Origin of the sequence: Streptomyces sp. NPDC049687, from assembly GCF_044465285.1 — a bacterium.
In the GTDB taxonomy this organism is placed as follows: domain Bacteria; phylum Actinomycetota; class Actinomycetes; order Streptomycetales; family Streptomycetaceae; genus Streptomyces.
Map to the genome: position 1 here is coordinate 182,273 of NZ_JBITLN010000009.1, position 17,489 is coordinate 199,761.

12 protein-coding genes are annotated in these 17,489 nt (G+C 69.6%); 7 read left to right on the top strand and 5 right to left on the bottom strand.

The window, feature by feature from the left end:
- Window positions 1-24 precede the first annotated feature (24 nt).
- The 3 genes from glpK to ACIBVL_RS27145 form a co-directional block, all read right to left on the bottom strand.
- Window positions 25-1,563, bottom strand: a complete 1,539-nt coding sequence (gene glpK / locus ACIBVL_RS27135; RefSeq protein WP_399100738.1) for a glycerol kinase GlpK — start codon at window positions 1,561-1,563, stop codon at window positions 25-27.
- 72 nt (window positions 1,564-1,635) lie between these two features.
- Complete coding sequence (locus ACIBVL_RS27140) at window positions 1,636-2,430, bottom strand: MIP/aquaporin family protein (RefSeq protein ID WP_399100740.1); 795 nt, start codon at window positions 2,428-2,430, stop codon at window positions 1,636-1,638.
- A 375-nt stretch (window positions 2,431-2,805) separates the two neighbouring features.
- Window positions 2,806-3,570 (bottom strand): IclR family transcriptional regulator, encoded by a 765-nt coding sequence (locus ACIBVL_RS27145; protein WP_399100742.1) that lies wholly within the window; start codon window positions 3,568-3,570, stop codon window positions 2,806-2,808.
- Between the two features lie 325 nt (window positions 3,571-3,895).
- Between ACIBVL_RS27145 and metH the strand changes: the two genes are divergently transcribed.
- The 4 genes from metH (at window position 3,896) to ACIBVL_RS27165 (ending at window position 11,980) form a co-directional block, all read left to right on the top strand.
- Window positions 3,896-7,411: a methionine synthase gene (metH, locus tag ACIBVL_RS27150; RefSeq protein WP_399100744.1), complete on the top strand. Its 3,516-nt coding sequence runs from the start codon at window positions 3,896-3,898 to the stop codon at window positions 7,409-7,411.
- A gap of 109 nt (window positions 7,412-7,520) precedes the next feature.
- Entirely contained in the window at window positions 7,521-8,216 is a 696-nt protein-coding gene (locus ACIBVL_RS27155; protein ID WP_399100746.1) for an HAD family hydrolase, read from the top strand.
- A 483-nt stretch (window positions 8,217-8,699) separates the two neighbouring features.
- Window positions 8,700-10,307: an ABC transporter substrate-binding protein gene (locus ACIBVL_RS27160; protein WP_399100747.1), complete on the top strand. Its 1,608-nt coding sequence runs from the start codon at window positions 8,700-8,702 to the stop codon at window positions 10,305-10,307.
- An 89-nt stretch (window positions 10,308-10,396) separates the two neighbouring features.
- Entirely contained in the window at window positions 10,397-11,980 is a 1,584-nt protein-coding gene (locus ACIBVL_RS27165; RefSeq protein ID WP_399100749.1) for an ABC transporter substrate-binding protein, read from the top strand.
- A 73-nt stretch (window positions 11,981-12,053) separates the two neighbouring features.
- On the opposite strand, the gene ACIBVL_RS27170 is transcribed toward ACIBVL_RS27165, so the two are convergent.
- Both ACIBVL_RS27170 and ACIBVL_RS27175 read right to left on the bottom strand, forming a co-directional pair.
- A complete protein-coding gene (locus ACIBVL_RS27170) occupies window positions 12,054-12,725 on the bottom strand; it encodes a response regulator (RefSeq protein WP_399100751.1) in 672 nt (223 codons plus the stop codon).
- 14 nt (window positions 12,726-12,739) lie between these two features.
- Window positions 12,740-13,702, bottom strand: coding sequence for a RecB family exonuclease (locus ACIBVL_RS27175; protein WP_399100753.1), 963 nt, complete (start codon window positions 13,700-13,702; stop codon window positions 12,740-12,742).
- Window positions 13,703-13,876: 174 nt separating this feature from the next.
- On the opposite strand from ACIBVL_RS27175, the gene ACIBVL_RS27180 reads away from it, so the two are divergent.
- The 3 genes from ACIBVL_RS27180 to ACIBVL_RS27190 all read left to right on the top strand — a co-directional run bounded on the left by ACIBVL_RS27180 (window position 13,877) and on the right by ACIBVL_RS27190 (window position 17,432).
- Window positions 13,877-15,688, top strand: coding sequence for a site-2 protease family protein (locus ACIBVL_RS27180; protein WP_399100755.1), 1,812 nt, complete (start codon window positions 13,877-13,879; stop codon window positions 15,686-15,688).
- Window positions 15,689-15,746: 58 nt separating this feature from the next.
- A complete protein-coding gene (locus ACIBVL_RS27185; RefSeq protein WP_399100757.1) occupies window positions 15,747-16,649 on the top strand; it encodes a tRNA (adenine-N1)-methyltransferase in 903 nt (300 codons plus the stop codon).
- 204 nt (window positions 16,650-16,853) lie between these two features.
- Window positions 16,854-17,432 carry a hypothetical protein gene (locus ACIBVL_RS27190; RefSeq protein WP_399100759.1) on the top strand — a complete coding sequence of 193 codons (579 nt, stop codon included), beginning with the start codon at window positions 16,854-16,856 and terminating at the stop codon, window positions 17,430-17,432.
- Window positions 17,433-17,489: the final 57 nt, after the last annotated feature.

Sequence of the window (17,489 nt, forward strand, 5' to 3'; positions counted from 1 at the left end):
CGTCTGAGCTTTCGGGGAGGCTCGTCAGCTCTCGTCTTCGAGCCAGCCCATGGTCCGCTCGACGGCCTTGAGCCAGCTCTTGTACTCACGGTCGCGGGTCTCCGCGTCCATGCGGGGGGTCCACTCGGCGGCCCGCCGCCAGTTGGCGCGCAGGTCGTCGGTGCTGGTCCAGAAGCCGACGGCGAGACCGGCGGCGTAGGCGGCGCCGAGGCAGGTCGTCTCGGCGACCATCGGGCGCACCACGGGGGCGTCCAGGAAGTCCGAGAGGGTCTGCATCAGCAGGTTGTTGGAGGTCATGCCGCCGTCGACCTTGAGGGCCGCGAGCTCGACGCCGGAGTCCTTGGTCATGGCGTCGGTGATCTCACGGGTCTGCCAGGCGGTGGCCTCTAGGACGGCGCGCGCGAGGTGCGCCTTGGTGACGTACCGGGTGAGGCCGGCGATCACACCGCGGGCGTCGGAGCGCCAGTACGGGGCGAACAGACCGGAGAAGGCCGGCACGAAGTAGGCGCCGCCGTTGTCCTCGACGGAGAGCGCGAGCGTCTCGATCTCGGCGGCGGTGGAGATCAGACCCATCTGGTCGCGCATCCACTGCACCAGCGAACCGGTGACGGCGATCGAGCCCTCGAGGGCGTAGACCGGCTTGTCGTCGCCGATGCGGTAGCCCACCGTGGTCAGCAGGCCGGAGTACGAGTTGATGATCTTCTCGCCGGTGTTCATCAGCATGAACGTGCCGGTGCCGTACGTCGACTTGGCCTCGCCCTCCGCGAAACAGGTCTGGCCGAACAGGGCCGCCTGCTGGTCGCCGAGCGCGGAGGCGACCGGGATGCCGCCGAGCAGATCGCCCAGCTTGCCGCCGGTGATCTCGCCGTACACCTCGGCGGAGGAGCGGATCTCGGGGAGCATCGCCAGCGGCACGCCGATGGACTCGGCGATCTTGTCGTCCCACTCCAGGGTGTGGAGGTTCATCAGCATGGTGCGGGAGGCGTTGGTGACGTCGGTGTAGTGCTTGCCGCCGTTGACACCGCCGGTCAGGTTCCAGATGACCCAGGTGTCCATGGTGCCGAAGAGGATGTCGCCCGCCTCGGCGCGCTCGCGCAGGCCCTCGACGTTGTCGAGCAGCCAGCGGGCCTTGGGGCCGGCGAAGTAGGAGGCCAGCGGCAGACCGGTCTCGCGGCGGAAGCGGTCCTGGCCGACGTTGCGGCCGAGTTCCTTGCACAGGGCGTCGGTGCGGGTGTCCTGCCAGACGATGGCGTTGTGGACGGGCTCACCGGTGTTCTTGTCCCAGAGCAGAGTGGTCTCGCGCTGGTTGGTGATGCCGATGGCCTTGATGTCGTCGCGGGTGATGCCGGCCTTCTCGATGGCCCCGGCGACGACCTCCTGGACGTTGGTCCAGATCTCGTTGGCGTCGTGCTCGACCCAGCCCGGCTTGGGGAAGATCTGCTCGTGCTCCTTCTGGTCGACGGAGACGATGCGTCCGTCGCGGTCGAAGACGATGCAGCGGCTGGAGGTGGTGCCCTGGTCGATGGCGGCGATGAAGGGGCCGGCGGTGTGCGCGTCGGTCACTGAGTGCTCCTGGGGTTCCGTGGGTAAGGGCTGCCTGTCGGCGCTGATTACTACAGGGTGTGGCTGGTGCTCTTAAGCAAAAGCGACGTTGTAGATGCCTGCAGCGATGGCGCCGCCGATCAGCGGGCCGACCACCGGGATCCAGGCGTAGCCCCAGTCGGAGCCGCCCTTGTTGGGCAGGGGCAGGAGGGCGTGCACGATGCGCGGACCGAGGTCGCGGGCCGGGTTGATCGCGTAGCCGGTCGGACCGCCGAGGGACAGACCGATGGAGACGACCACCAGCGAGGTGATCAGGGCACCGATGGTGCCCAGGCCGTTGCCCTTGTCGTTCAGACCCTGCGTGAGGATGGCGAGCACGAGCACGATCGTGCCGATGATCTCCGTGGCGAGGTTCTGCCAGGCGACCCGGACCTCCGGGCCGGTCGAGAAGATGCCGAGGACCGGGCCGGCGCCCTTCTCCTGCGCTTCGACGGCCTTGGCCGCCGTGGCCTGCGCACCCGGGCCGCCGACGATCTCCCTGTCGGTGAGGTGCGCGTGGAACTGGCCGTAGTAGGCGACCCAGACCAGGGCCGCGCCGATCGCGGCGCCGAGCAGCTGGCCCGCCCAGTAGACCGGAACGTTGCTCCAGTCGTCGTCCTTGATCGCGAGCGCGAGGGTCACGGCCGGGTTCAGGTGGGCGCCGGACAGCGGCGCCGAGGTGTAGACCGCCGTGAGCACTGCGAAGCCCCACCCGAAGGTGATGGCGAGCCAGCCGGCGTTGCGGGCCTTGGAGGCCTTCAGCGTGACGGCGGCACAGACGCCACCGCCGAGCAGGATGAGTATGGCGGTACCGATGGTCTCGCCGATGAAGATGTCGGAGCTGGACACCCGCGACTCCTTTGTCCTTCGTCCAGGGAAGCCGTTCTCCCCGGGTCCCTCCGGGGGTCTGGCGCCCTCGGGGGTGAGAGCGATGCCGGTCCTTGGCGTTGTCACACTCTAGCGCGTATTGCCGGTAGGTGTTCGACAATGCCGACCGATGGACGGGAGTCTTGCTCCGGCGTTACGTGTGCGTCAAGGGTTCGGTTATCGAAAACGCGATCGTTATTGATCGATGGGACCCATCTCTTCCCGTTGATCTTGCGGGCAGAGCTCCGCTCTCGCCGCGAATGTCCCGTTGGATGCATGTTTCGGAACACGCCGAAAGCCGGAACGCCGACCGGCGTCCCGGTGTGCTCTTACGCGGTTCTCAGGTCCGCGGGCTGCTCAGAAGCGCCCGGCGCCCAGGTCGCGCGACACCGCGCGGGCACAGTCGCGCACCGCCGCGATCAGCTCGGGCCGCAGCTCCCCGTCCCGGCCCAGCCGCTCCACGGCACCGGTGATGCCGACGGCCCCGACGGGCATGCGCCGCCGGTCGTGGATGGGGGCGGCGATGGAGGCGACACCCTCCCAGGTCTCCTCCACGTCGGCCGCATACCCACGCGCGCGCGTGACGTCGAGGATGTGCTCGAAGTCCTCCAGCTCGCACACCGTACGGTCCGTGAAGGGCTTGCGGTCGGCCTCCAGGGCCTCGCTGTGCGCCACCGGGTCGTAGGCCGACAGCACCTTGCCCAGAGCCGTGGAGTGCAGCGGCTGCATGGCGCCGATCTCCAGCACCTGCCGGCTGTCGTCGGGCCGGAACACGTGGTGCACGATCAGCACGCCCTGCTGGTGCAGAACGCCCAGGTGGACGCTCTCCCCGCTGGAGCGGGCCAGGTCGTCCGTCCAGACCAGGGCACGCGCGCGCAGCTCGTGCACGTCCAGGTAGGTCGTGCCGAGGCGCAGCAGCTCCGCGCCCAGCTGGTAGCGCCCGGAGGCGTCGTCCTGTTCGACGAAGCCCTCCTGCTGGAGGGTGCGCAGGATGCCGTGGGCGGTGCCCTTGGCCAGGCCCAGCGACGAGGCGATGTCCGACAGGCCCAGCCGTCGCTCCCCGCCCGCGAGCAGCCGCAGCATCGCGGCCGCCCGTTCGACCGACTGGATGTTCCGTGCCATCGCCGTCCTGCCTCCCCTTCGACCGTCAACGCGCGGTCAAGTACCGGCGTTCGGCAATGCCGAACACTACCGGTCCATGTCGACTCTCCGCTAATGGTCGGTCGATATGCGTCAGGCCACTCGTCCCCCCGGAGTGACGCCGCGGCCGTCCGCCCGAGCCGGGAGTGCCGGCCGGCCCGCCGTCGCCGTCCGTCCCGTGGACGCCCTGACCATACGGCCCCCGTCCCGGCTACCCTGACGGCGTGCGCTCTCCTCGGGAAGCCGTTCCTCCCGCATCCTGAGGTGAGGCAAAGCCGACAGCCGTCGCATTCGAGGGAGCCCTTTCATGGCCTCTGTGCCGCCGACCCCTTCCGCCGACAGCCGGACCCGTGTGTCCGCGCTCCGCCAGGCCCTGGCCACCCGTGTGGTGGTGGCCGACGGGGCCATGGGCACCATGCTCCAGGCCCAGGAGCCCACCCTGGAGGACTTCGAGAACCTCGAGGGCTGCAACGAGATCCTCAACCTCACCCGGCCCGACATCGTCCGTTCGGTCCATGAGGCGTACTTCGACGCGGGCGTGGACTGCGTGGAGACCAACACGTTCGGCGCAAACCACTCCGCCATGGCCGAGTACGAGATCGCCGACCGCGTCTACGAGCTGTCCGAGGCGGGTGCCCGCATCGCCCGTGAGACGGCCGATGCCTACGGTGCCCGCGACGGCCGCCAGCGCTGGGTCCTCGGCTCCATCGGCCCGGGAACGAAGCTGCCGACCCTGGGCCACATCGGCTACGGCGTCCTGCGTGACGGCTTCCAGGCCAATGCCGAGGGCCTGCTCGCCGGTGGCGCGGACGCCCTGATCGTGGAGACCACGCAGGACCTGCTGCAGACGAAGTCGTCGATCCTGGGCGCCCGGCGTGCCATGGAGGCGACCGGCACTCAGGTGCCGCTGCTGGTGTCGATGGCGTTCGAGACGACCGGCACCATGCTGCTGGGTTCGGAGATCGGGGCCGCGCTCACCGCGCTCGAGCCGCTGGGCATCGACATGATCGGCCTGAACTGCTCGACCGGCCCCGCCGAGATGAGCGAGCACCTGCGCTACCTGGCCCGGCACTCGCGCACTCCGTTGCTGTGCATGCCCAACGCCGGTCTGCCGATCCTCACCAAGGACGGCGCGCATTTCCCGCTCGACCCCGAGGGCCTGGCCGACGCGCAGGAGACGTTCGTGCGCGACTACGGGCTGAACCTGATCGGCGGCTGCTGCGGTACCACGCCCGAGCACCTGCGCCGGCTGGTGGAGCGCGTCCAGGACACGACGCCTGTCGAGCGTGACCCGCGGCCCGAGCCGGGTGCCGCCTCCCTCTACCAGACGGTCCCCTTCCGGCAGGACACCTCCTACCTCGCCATCGGTGAGCGAACCAACGCCAACGGCTCGAGGAAGTTCCGGGAGGCGATGCTGGCCGGTCGCTGGGACGACTGTGTGGAGATGGCCCGCGAGCAGATCCGTGAGGGCGCGCACATGCTCGATCTGTGCGTGGACTATGTCGGCCGTGACGGTGTCGCCGACATGGAGGAGCTGGCCGGCCGCTTCGCCACCGCCTCCACCCTGCCGATCGTGCTGGACTCCACCGAGGTCGACGTCCTTCGGGCGGGGCTGGAGAAGCTCGGCGGCCGCGCGGTGATCAACTCCGTGAACTACGAGGACGGTGACGGGCCGGAGTCCCGTTTCGCGAAGGTCACCCGGCTGGCGCAGGAGCACGGCGCCGCCCTGATCGCGCTGACGATCGACGAGGAGGGCCAGGCCCGCACGCCGGAGAAGAAGGTCGAGATCGCCGAGCGGCTCATCGACGACCTGACCGGGAACTGGGGCATCCTCGAGTCGGACATCCTCATCGACACCCTGACCTTCACGATCTGTACCGGTCAGGAGGAGTCCCGCAGGGACGGCATCGCGACCATCGAGGCGATCCGCGAGCTCAAGCGCCGCCATCCCGACGTCCAGACGACGCTGGGTCTGTCGAACATCTCCTTCGGCCTCAACCCGGCCGCCCGGATCCTGCTGAACTCCGTCTTCCTCGACGAGTGCGTCAAGGCGGGCCTGGACTCCGCGATCGTCCACGCCTCGAAGATCCTGCCGATCGCCCGTTTCAGCGAGGAAGAGGTCCGCACCGCCCTCGACCTGATCTACGACCGCCGCGCCGAGGGCTACGACCCCCTGCAGAAGCTCATGCAGCTGTTCGAGGGCGCCACGGCGAAGTCCCTGAAGGCCGGCAAGGCCGAGGAGCTGGCCGCGCTGCCGCTGGAGGAGCGCCTCAAGCGCCGCATCATCGACGGCGAGCGCAACGGCCTGGAGGCCGACCTGGACGCCGCGCTGCGGGACCGCCCGGCCCTGGACATCGTCAACGACACCCTCCTGGACGGCATGAAGGTCGTCGGTGAGCTGTTCGGCTCCGGGCAGATGCAGCTGCCGTTCGTGCTGCAGTCCGCCGAGGTCATGAAGGCCGCGGTCGCCTACCTCGAACCGCACATGGAGAAGACCGACGCCGACGGCAAGGGCACCATCGTGCTGGCCACCGTGCGCGGTGATGTCCACGACATCGGCAAGAACCTCGTCGACATCATCCTGTCCAACAACGGCTACAACGTCGTCAACCTCGGCATCAAGCAGCCGGTATCCGCGATCCTGGAGGCCGCCACCGAGCACCGCGCCGACGTCATCGGCATGTCCGGGCTCCTGGTCAAGTCCACGGTGATCATGAAGGAGAACCTGGAGGAGCTCAACAGCCGCGGCCTGGCGACCACCTACCCGGTCATCCTGGGCGGCGCGGCCCTCACCCGCGCCTACGTCGAGCAGGACCTGCACGAGATCTACCAGGGCGAGGTCCGCTACGCCCGCGACGCCTTCGAGGGCCTGCGACTGATGGACGCCCTGATCGGCGTCAAGCGGGGCGTGCCCGGCGCCAAGCTGCCCGAGCTCAAGCAGCGCCGGGTCCGCCCGGCCGCCGCCGTCGAGACCGAGGAGAGCCCGCAGGAGGGCCACGTCCGCTCGGACGTCGCCATCGACAACCCCCTCCCCACGCCGCCGTTCTGGGACACCCGCGTCATCAAGGGCATCCAGCTCAAGGAGTACGCCACCTGGCTGGACGAGGGCGCGCTGTTCAAGGGCCAGTGGGGCCTGAAGCAGGCCCGCACCGGCGACGGACCGTCGTACGAGGAACTCGTCGAGAGCGAGGGCCGCCCGCGCCTGCGCGGCCTGCTGGACAGGCTCCAGACGGAGAACCTCCTGGAAGCCGCCGTGGTCTACGGCTACTTCCCCTGCGTGTCCAAGGACGACGACCTGATCATCCTGGACGAGCACGGCAACGAACGCACCCGCTTCACCTTCCCTCGCCAGCGCCGCGGCCGCCGCCTGTGCCTCGCGGACTTCTTCCGCCCCCAGGAGTCGGGCGAGACCGACGTCGTCGGACTCCAGGTCGTCACCGTCGGCTCCCGCATCGGCGAGGAGACCGCCAAGCTCTTCGAGTCCAACTCCTACCGCGACTACCTCGAACTGCACGGCCTGTCCGTACAGTTGGCCGAAGCCCTCGCCGAGTACTGGCACGCACGCGTGCGCTCCGAACTCGGCTTCGCCGGAGAGGACCCCGCCGACATCGAGGACATGTTCGCCCTGAAGTACCGCGGCGCACGCTTCTCCCTCGGCTACGGCGCCTGCCCCAATCTGGAGGACCGCGCCAAGATCGCCGAGCTGCTCCGCCCCGAGCGGATCGGCGTCCACCTGTCCGAGGAGTTCCAGCTGCACCCGGAGCAGTCCACGGACGCGATCGTGATCCACCACCCGGAGGCGAAGTACTTCAACGCACGGTGACAGGTGTGCCACTGAGCACGCTGATCCGATAAGTCGTACACTGGTCGGTCCACTGCAGGCCGGTTCCCCAGCGGGAACCGGCCTGCTCGTCCCTCAAGGAGGTACGTGGATGACCAGCACGGTTCCCGCGCCCGTAACCCGCACGGCCGAGGGCTCGGCCCTCCAGGCCGTGCTCCTCGACATGGACGGCACCCTGGTGGACACCGAGGGCTTCTGGTGGGACGTCGAGGTGGAGGTCTTCGCCGGTCTCGGCCACACCCTCGACGACTCCTGGCGCCATGTGGTGGTCGGCGGCCCGATGAGCCGCAGCGCCGGATTCCTGATCGAGGCGACCGGAGCCGACATCACCCTCGCCGAACTGTCCGTCCTGCTCAACGAGGGCTTCGAGGACCGCATCACCCGCGCCCTGCCCCTGATGCCGGGGGCCGCCCGGCTGCTCGCCGAACTCGCCGAGCACGAGGTGCCCACGGCTCTCGTCTCCGCCTCGCACCGGCGCATCATCGACCGCGTCCTCGCCTCGCTCGGCCCCCAGCACTTCAGACTGACGGTGGCCGGCGACGAGGTCGCGCGCACCAAGCCCTACCCCGACCCGTATCTGTTCGCGGCCGCGGGCCTCGGCGCGGACCCGGCCAGATGCGCGGTCGTCGAGGACACCGCGACCGGTGTCGCCGCGGCGGAGGCGGCGGGCTGCCATGTCGTGGCGGTGCCCTCCGTGGCCCCGATCCCGGCGGCCGTCCGGCGTACGGTCGTGCCCTCGCTGGAGCACGTCGACCTGACTTTTCTGCGCGGCCTCATGCCGCTGTGACACCGCTCTTCTGATCACCGGGGTGATCATTGGTGATCGGTCGATGACGCCAATGCGCGAGGACGTTCACCGAGCGTGCACCGCCGATAGCCGGGGAATTCGGCGGGTGTGCGCGCGGGGGAATTCCGATCTTCGCCGACGGTTGAATTCCGTACCGGTCAACCTTGTTAAGTGTGTGACGTTCCCCACCTCACAGGGGGTCGACAGGGAGCCTCCCCTGTGCCGCAGCCCCCCGTTCCGGGTGGTTGGGCGCGCCCTTGTGTCCTGATTGATGGACAGCTGCGCGTATCGTTCCGCTGACGATTTTTCAATGCGTTCGCATACGGTTTCGCTGCGTGATGGGCTTTCAACTCCGGTTGCAGTCAACGCTCGTGCTGGTGCGGACTAATCTCGTCGCGAGAACATCACCCCTATCCCCGTGATCCGCTGCGACACCCCTGCATGCGTGATACACGGACTCGACAGCTCTGGAGAAACTCGAGCATGAACCGCAAGACTTTGGTGCTGCCGGCTGTGGTCGGCCTGCTCGCGCCCGTACTCGCCGCCTGCGGCGGGTCCGACAGCGGGAGCGGCAGCGGCGACGCCATCGTCGTAGGCACCACCGACCGGTTCACCGCCACCAAGGCCGCGCCCGCACCGCTCGATCCCGCCTACGCCTATGACGTCGGCACCTGGAACATCCTGCGCCAGACCGTGCAGACCCTGATGATCGTGCCCAAGGGGGAGGGTGACCCCATCCCCGAGGCGGCCCAGTCCTGCGGCTTCACCGACAGCGGCAACGAGCGTTACGCCTGCAAGCTCCGCAGCGGTCTGAAGTTCTCCAACGGCGACGCGATCACCGCCGAGGACGTCAAGTTCTCCATCGACCGTGCCCGCGCCATCAAGGCCGACTCCGGCGTCTTCGCCCTGCTCTCCACCATCGACACCGTCGAGACGCAGGGTGACAACGAAGTCATCTTCCACCTCAAGACCGCCGACGCCACCTTCCCGTACAAGCTGACGACCCCGGTCGCCGGCATCGTCAACCCCGACGACTACGAGAAGGACAAGCTGCGCGACGGTTTCGAAGTGGACGGCTCCGGCCCGTACACCCTCAAGGCCGAGACCGACGGCGACGCCGTCACCAAGGCCGTGTTCACCAAGAACCCCAACTACAAGGGGACACTGAAGGTGAACAACGACCAGGTCGACATGGTGTCCTACGACGACGCCGACGACATGGGCACCGCCCTCGAAAAGGGCGACATCGACCTGATGACCCGCACCATGTCGCCGGAGCAGATCCAGAAGCTCTCCGACGCCGCCGCCGACAGCGACATCGACCTCGTCGAACTCGCCGGCCTCGAGATCCGCTACCTGGCCTTCAACACCGACGCCCCCGTGGTGAAGTCGAAGGCCCTGCGCCAGGCGATGGCCCAGGTCGTCAACCGCAACGAGCTCGTCTCGCAGGTCTACGGCTCCCAGGCCGATGCCCTCTACTCGCTCGTCCCGGCCTCCATCACGGGTCACTCCAACTCCTTCTTCAACAAGTACGGCGACCCGAGCGTCAGCAAGGCCAAGGAGCTGCTGACCGAGGCGAACATCACCACCCCGGTGAAGCTGACGCTGAACTACACCACCGACCACTACGGACCGGCCACCAAGCAGGAGTTCGAGCTGCTGAAGAAGCAGCTCGACGACAGTGGTCTGTTCGACGTCACCCTCAAGGGCTCCCTCTGGGACACGTTCGTCCCCGCCGAGCGCAAGGGCAAGTACGCGGTCTACGGCATGGGCTGGTTCCCGGACTTCCCCGACGCCGACAACTTCGTCGCGCCGTTCCTCGACAAGGACAACTTCCTCAAGTCCCCGTACGCCAACAGCGAGATCATCGACAACCTGATCCCGGACTCCCGGCGCGAGGCCGACCGCCTCAGCGCGGCCAAGAGCCTGACCGAGATCCAGGACGTCGTCGCCGACGACGTCCCGATCCTCCCGCTGTGGCAGGGCAAGCAGTACGTCGCCGCCAGCACCGACATCACGGGCACGGCGTACGCCCTCAACTCCTCGGCCACCCTGCAGCTGTGGGAGCTCGGCCGCGGCGTGAGCAACTGAGAGGCTGCTGCGGTCGGCTGATACGTTTTTTGTGGCCGGGGCCCTGGACGGCGGTCCCGGTGAGATGAACCAATCGACAAAGGTACTTCGTGAACATGCGTAACCAGTGGCCGGTTCTGCCGATCGTGGCAGGGCTGGCCTCCGGCTTGTTGACCGGCTGCGGCACCCAGACCGGGGGCTCGGACGGCGACGGCACCGCCGTGGTGCTGGGGATGTCGGACGACGTCCTCGCCACGGATCCGGCCTCCGGCTACGACCCGGGATCCTGGATGTTGTTCAACAACGTCTTCCAGTCGCTGCTCAGCTTCCCCAACGGCGGGACCGAACCCGAGCCCGACGCCGCGAAGGAGTGCTCCTTCACGGACCAGCAGGCCAAGACGTACCGGTGCACCCTCAAGGACGGCCTGAAGTTCTCCAACGGTGACGACCTCACCTCCGAGGACGTCAAGTTCTCCTTCGACCGCATGCTGAAGATCAACGACGACTCCGGCCCCGCCCTCATGTTCCCCATGCTCGACGAGGTCGAGACGCCGGACGCCAAGACGGTCGTCTTCAAGCTCAAGGTCCCCGACGCCACCTTCCCCAGCAAGATCGCCTCCGGCGCCGGCTCCATCGTCGACCACCAGGAGTACGACGCCGACGGCCTGCGCGAGGACGGCGGCGCCGTCGGCTCCGGTCCCTACGAACTGGCCTCCTTCGACGACGACCAGGCCGTCTTCACCGTCAACGACTCCTACAAGGGCTCCGCCGGCGACACCCGGAACCAGGGCGTCACCCTGAAGTTCTTCGGCGGCGACCAGAAGGCCCTGAAGAAGGCCCTTCTCGACGGCGACATCGACATCGCCTACCGCGGCCTCACCGCCACCGACATCGCCGACATCCAGCAGAGCACCGGCGACACCGGCGCCGAGGTCGTCGAAGGCAGCAGCGCCGAGGTCCAGCACCTCGTCTTCAACACCGACGACCCCGTCGCCGGAAAGCTCGGCGTCCGCCGCGCCATCGCCCACCTCATCGACCGCGAAGCCCTCATCAGGGACGTCTACCAGGGCACCGCCGACCCGCTCTACTCGATCGTCCCGGCCGGCATAGCGGGCCACAACACCGCCTTCTTCGACCGCTACGGCGCCCACCCCTCCCGCGCCAAGGCCGCCGCCGCACTCCAGGACGAGGGCATCACCGGCAAGGTCAAGCTGACGCTCTGGTCCACACCCACCCGCTACGGCCCCGCCACCGACCAGGAACTCAAGGCCATCGCCGCCCAGCTCAACGCCAGCGGTCTCTTCGCCGCCGACGTCGAATCCGTCCCCTTCGACCAGTACGAGAAGGACATCGCCGCCGGCAAGTACGGCGTCTACGTCAAGGGATGGGTCCCCGACTACCCCGACGCCGACAACTTCACCGCGCCCTTCTTCGGCGACGGCAACGTCCTCGGCAACAACTACGCCAACAGCACCATCACCGGCACCCTCATCCCCCGCACCGCCGCCCAGAGCGACCGCTCCGCCACCGACGACGACTACGCCGAACTCCAGGACATCGTCGCCGACGAACTTCCTGTCCTGCCGCTCTGGCAGGCCAAGCAGTACGCGGTCGTCAGCGAGAACGCCTACGGCCTCGAGAACTGCCTCGACGCCTCCACCGTGTTCCGCTTCTGGGAACTCAGCAAGAGCTGACGGACCCCCGCGAGAACGACGCAGGGCGCCCCCGCTCGACCAGGGGGCGCCCTACGCGTCGTACCCGAACGTCCTACTGCGCGCCCGGGCGCACCAGACCACTCTCGTACGCGTACACCGCGGCCTGCACCCGGTCCCGGAGCCCCAACTTCGTCAGCACATGGCCCACATGCGTCTTCACGGTCGTCTCGCTGACGAACAGGTCGGCGGCGATCTCCGCGTTCGACAGGCCCCGCGCCACCAGCTTCAACACCTCCACCTCACGATCCGTCAGCGTGTGCAGGGTGTCCGGCACCGGCTCGTCGCCCGACGGCAGATGTGTGGCGTACTTGTCGAGCAGCCGGCGCGTGATGCTCGGTGCCAGCATGGCCTCACCGGCCGCCACCACCCGGATCGCCTGGACCAGTTCATTGGCCGGGGCATCCTTCAGCAGGAACCCACTGGCCCCCGCCCGCAACGCCTCCACCACATACTCGTCCAGGTCGAAGGTCGTCAGTACCAGGACCTTCGCCGGTCCGTCCCGCCCCGGCCCGGTGATCTGCCGGGTCGCCTCCACCCCGTCCATCCGGGGCATACGGATGTCCATGAGCACCACATCGGGCTGCAGCACCCGCACCTGGTCGAGGGCTTGCAGACCGTCTCCGGCCTCACCGACGACCGCGATGTCCTGCTCGGCCTCCAGGATCATCCGGAAGCCGGTACGCAGCAGCGGCTGGTCGTCGACCAGTAGGACGCGGATGGCCACGTAAGTCTCCTTCGCTAGTCCGGCCCCATTCTGCCCTGCGGCTCACCACGGGACTCGGCCGCCCTCACCGGCAGCGGATACGGCGGGGGAGTGCCGCCGAACTCCGGACAGTGCGCCTGGTGATCGCACCAGCCGCACAGCTTCGTCGGCCGCGGCCGCCACTCACCCGTCTCCGTCGCCAGCCGGATCGCCTCCCACAGCGCGAGCAGCTTGCGCTCCACCCGCTCCAGATCGGCGAGGACGGGGTCGTACGTCACCACATCCCCACTGCCGAGATAGACCAGCTGCAGCCGCCGGGGAATCACGTTCTTCAGCCGCCACACCACCAGCGCGTAGAACTTCATCTGGAACAGCGCGCCCTCGGCGTACTCCGGCCGGGGCGCCTTGCCCGTCTTGTAGTCGACGATCCGCACCTCGCCGGTGGGCGCCACGTCGACCCGGTCGATGATCCCGCGCAGCCGCAGCCCCGACTCCAGCTCCGCCTCCACGAACAGCTCCCGCTCGGCCGGCTCCAGACGCGTCGGATCCTCCAGCGAGAACCAGCGCTCCACCAGCCCCTCCGCCTCCGCCAGCCACCCCGCCAGCCGCTCACCGTCCGGATCGTCGGCGAACAGCTCCCCGATCTCCGGCCGCGACTCCCGCAACCGGTCCCACTGCCCCGGGATCAGCGACTTGGCCCGCGGCGCCGTCCGCTCCGCCGCCGGGGCGTCGAACAGCCGCTCGAGGACCGCGTGCACCAGGGTCCCCCGGGTCGCCGCCGCGCTCGGCTTCTCCGGCAGCCGGTCGATCACCCGGAACCGGTACAGCAACGGACACTGCATGAAGTCACCGGCCCGCGAGGGCGACAGCGAGGAGGGCGCTGTGGCGACGGCCTCCACCACCGCCTCCGGCACGACCACCGCCCCCGCACCGGCCGTGTCCTCCACGACCACACCCTCGTCGCCCGTCCCGCCGACGCCCTCACTCGTGCTCTCCATGCCCCAGACCATACGGCCCGCCACTGACAGTCACCCACCCCCGCCCGGCACCCGCGGCGACCACCCGGGAAACACCGGGGGTGCCGGGGCGGAACACGTCACGACGGCCGCATACCATCGGTCACGAGACCTTCCGCCCGCAGGAGTGGAAGACGCTTCGAACGAGGGGACACCGTGGTGGAAAGCGGCGGGACCGGGCGGCCGCGGCCGGACAACGAAGAGTCGGCCGAGCACCCCGCCACACCAACGCCCCAGCCCCCCGCGCCGGAGCGACCCCCGGGCGAGCCCACCCGAGACGCCCACGACCAGCCCGAGAGGCCCCCCGCACCCCCGACCACCGAAGAACCGGAAGCCCCGCCCGCCGCCCCCGGGCCGACCCCGCCGGAGACGCCGGCCACGGGGGCGGAGGGTGAGCAGGCCGACGGCTCCGGGCCGAGCCTGCCGGACGCGGCGGTTGAACCGGCCGACGGCCACGACCCCCGGCCGACCCCGTCGGAGACGCCAGCCGCCGAGCCGGACTCGGCACCCCCGGCCGAGGCGGCTTCCTCCCCGGTCCCGGCCGCGAAGGCGACGGGCGGCGAGTCCGCGGGAAGGGAGCCCGCGGGCGGCGAGGCACCCGAGCCGAAGGCGGACACCGCCGACGCCGACGCCGACGCGGCGCCCGCGACCGCTCCCGACGCCCCAGCCCAACCCCCGGCCCCGACCGCTCCCACGCACGAGGCGCACGAGGAGCGGGCGCGGGCGCACGCGGGTGGGCACGAGCCGAGTCCGGCCGAGACCACCGCGCCCACACCCGCCCTCACCAAGGGGCCCCCGCCGCAGCGCCCCCCGGAGCAGCCGCGTGGTGGGCTGCTCATGGGGCGGCCCTTCGGCGTGCCCGTCTACGTGGCGCCCAGCTGGTTCCTCGTCGCCGCGCTGATCACCTGGGTGTTCGGCGGGCAGCTCGACCGTGTCCTGCCCGAGCTCGGGGCCGCCCGCTACCTGGTCTCCCTCTTCTTCGCGGTCGCCTTCTACGCCTCCGTCCTCATCCACGAACTCGCCCACACCGTCGCCGCCCTCCGCTTCAGACTCCCGGTCCGCCGCATCCAGCTCCAGTTCTTCGGCGGCGTCTCCGAGATCGAGAAGGAGGCCGAGACCCCCGGCCGCGAGTTCTGGCTGGCCTTCGTCGGCCCTCTGCTCTCCCTCGCCCTCGCCGGCGTCTTCTACCTCGCGATGCAGCCCGTCGAGCCCGGCACCGTCCCCGGTGTCCTGCTCGCCGGCCTGATGGTCTCCAACCTCATCGTGGCCATCTTCAACCTCCTCCCCGGCCTCCCCCTCGACGGCGGCCGCATGCTCCGCGCCGTCGTCTGGAAGATCACCGGCAGACCCATGAGCGGTACCGTCGCCGCCGCCTGGGTCGGCCGAGCCCTCGCCGTCTCCGTCCTCATCGGCCTGCCCCTGCTCACCCAGTCCGGCGCCCTCGGCTCCAGCGCCGAGGACAGCGTCGGCATGGACACGGTCACCGACGCCCTGCTCGCCGCCATCCTCGCGGCGATCATCTGGACCGGAGCCGGCAACAGCCTGCGCATGGCCCGCCTCCGTGAGCACCTCCCCGAACTGCGCGCCCGCACCCTCACCCGCCGCGCCGTCCCCGTCGAGACCGACACCCCCCTCTCCGAGGCCCTCCGCCGCGCCAACGACGCCGGTGCCCGCGCCCTCGTCGTCGTCGACGCCCACGGCGAACCCCTCTCCCTCGTCCGCGAGGCCGCCATCGTCGGCGTCCCCGAGCACCGCCGCCCCTGGGTCGCCGTCAGCGGCCTGGCCCAGGACCTCACCGACGGCATGCGCGTCTCGGCCGAACTCGCCGGCGAGGACCTCCTCGACGTCCTGCGCGCCACCCCCGCCACCGAATACCTCGTCGTCGAGGAGACCGGCGAGATCTACGGCGTCCTCTCCGCCGCCGACGTCGAGCGCGCCTTCGTCAAGGCCATGGCCCGCCCCAACTGAGAACCGGTCTCCCGAAACGGTGGTCGGCGGCCTCCGCAAACGCCGGTAGGCTGTTCACATGTCCGAACCGACCGGTGCCGCCCGCAGGCGCGGGCCCTTCAAGGTCGGGGACCAGGTTCAGCTGACCGACCCCAAGGGCCGCCACTACACGTTCACGCTCGAGGACGGGAAGAACTTCCACACCCACAAGGGTTCCTTCCCGCACGACGAACTGATCGGCGCTCCCGAGGGCAGCGTTGTCCGCACCACCGGGAACGTCGCCTACCTCGCGCTGCGCCCCCTGCTCCCCGACTACGTCCTGTCCATGCCCCGCGGGGCAGCCGTCGTCTACCCCAAGGACGCGGGGCAGATCCTCGCCTTCGCCGACATCTTCCCCGGCGCCCGCGTCGTCGAGGCCGGCGTCGGCTCCGGGTCGCTCAGCAGCTTCCTGCTGCGCGCCATCGGCGACCAGGGCATGCTGCACTCCTACGAGCGCCGCGAGGACTTCGCCGAGATCGCCCGGCAGAACGTCGAGCGCTACTTCGGCGGCCCCCACCCCGCCTGGCAGCTCACCGTGGGCGACCTTCAGGACAATCTGTCCGACACCGACGTCGACCGTGTCATCCTCGACATGCTCGCCCCCTGGGAATGCCTGGAGGCCGTCTCCAAGGCGCTCGTCCCCGGCGGCATCCTGTGCTGCTACGTCGCCACCACCACCCAGCTCGCCCGGACCGTCGAGTCCATCCGCGAGATCGGCTGCTTCAACGAGCCGACCGCCTGGGAGACGATGATCCGCAACTGGCACATCGAAGGCCTGGCCGTCCGCCCCGACCACCGGATGATCGGCCACACCGGCTTCCTCCTCACCGCCCGCCGCCTCGCCGACGGCGTCGAACCGCCCATGCGCCGTCGCCGCCCCGCCAAGGGCGCCTACGGCGAGGACTACGCCGGACCCAACGCCGACGGAGGCAGCGGCCGCTGACACGGTCTTGGTGCCACGGACAACGACAGGGCGCCGTGGCCGAGTTCCCGGAACACCTCCGGAACTCGGCCACGGCGCCCTTCCGTTGAAAACCCGCATAACGGACGTACGACATCCCGCACCCCGCCGTTCCCCCGCCCTGTGACGTGTGGCACGATGCTGGCCACCCCCCCACCGGCTCAGCCACCCCAGGAGACGCTCCTAGTGCAGCAATCCGCCGTCCCGGAACTGGCACACACCCACACCCGGCCGATCCACTGGGTCGCGACCGCAACCGCCGTGGCCGGCGTCGTGGCCCTCTCCTCGCTCGTGCAGCCCAGACCCGCGACGGCGGCCCAGGCCTCCGGCCCGCAGACCCGGCCCGCGCCCGTCACCACCGCCGCCCCCGGCACCACGGGCATCGACTTCCCCATCCAATGCGGCCCCGTCAAGGCCCTCGTCAGCAAGAAGGCCAGCGGCGACCTCGACGGCGACGGCAGACCCGAAACCGTCGCCGTGGTCCACTGCGACGCCCCCATGGGCACGCCGCCCGACGGCGTCTACGTCCTCACCCAGGGTGCCCACAGTACCCACGCGCGCGTGGTCGCCACCCTCGTCGATCCCAAGGCCCGCACCAACGTCATGAGCATCTCCGTCACCGACGGTGCCGTCCTCGCCACGCTCCTCGGCTACTCGTCGGCGGACGTGCCCAGTTGCTGCCCCGACGTCAAGGACAGCGCCAAGTGGCAGTGGAAGGACCAGAGGTTCATCCGCTCGACACCCGCAGGCGCCCACAGCGTCTGAATCAGGCCACCCCGGCTGTGAGAAATCAGACAGAAATCACGGCACGTGCCCGACCGG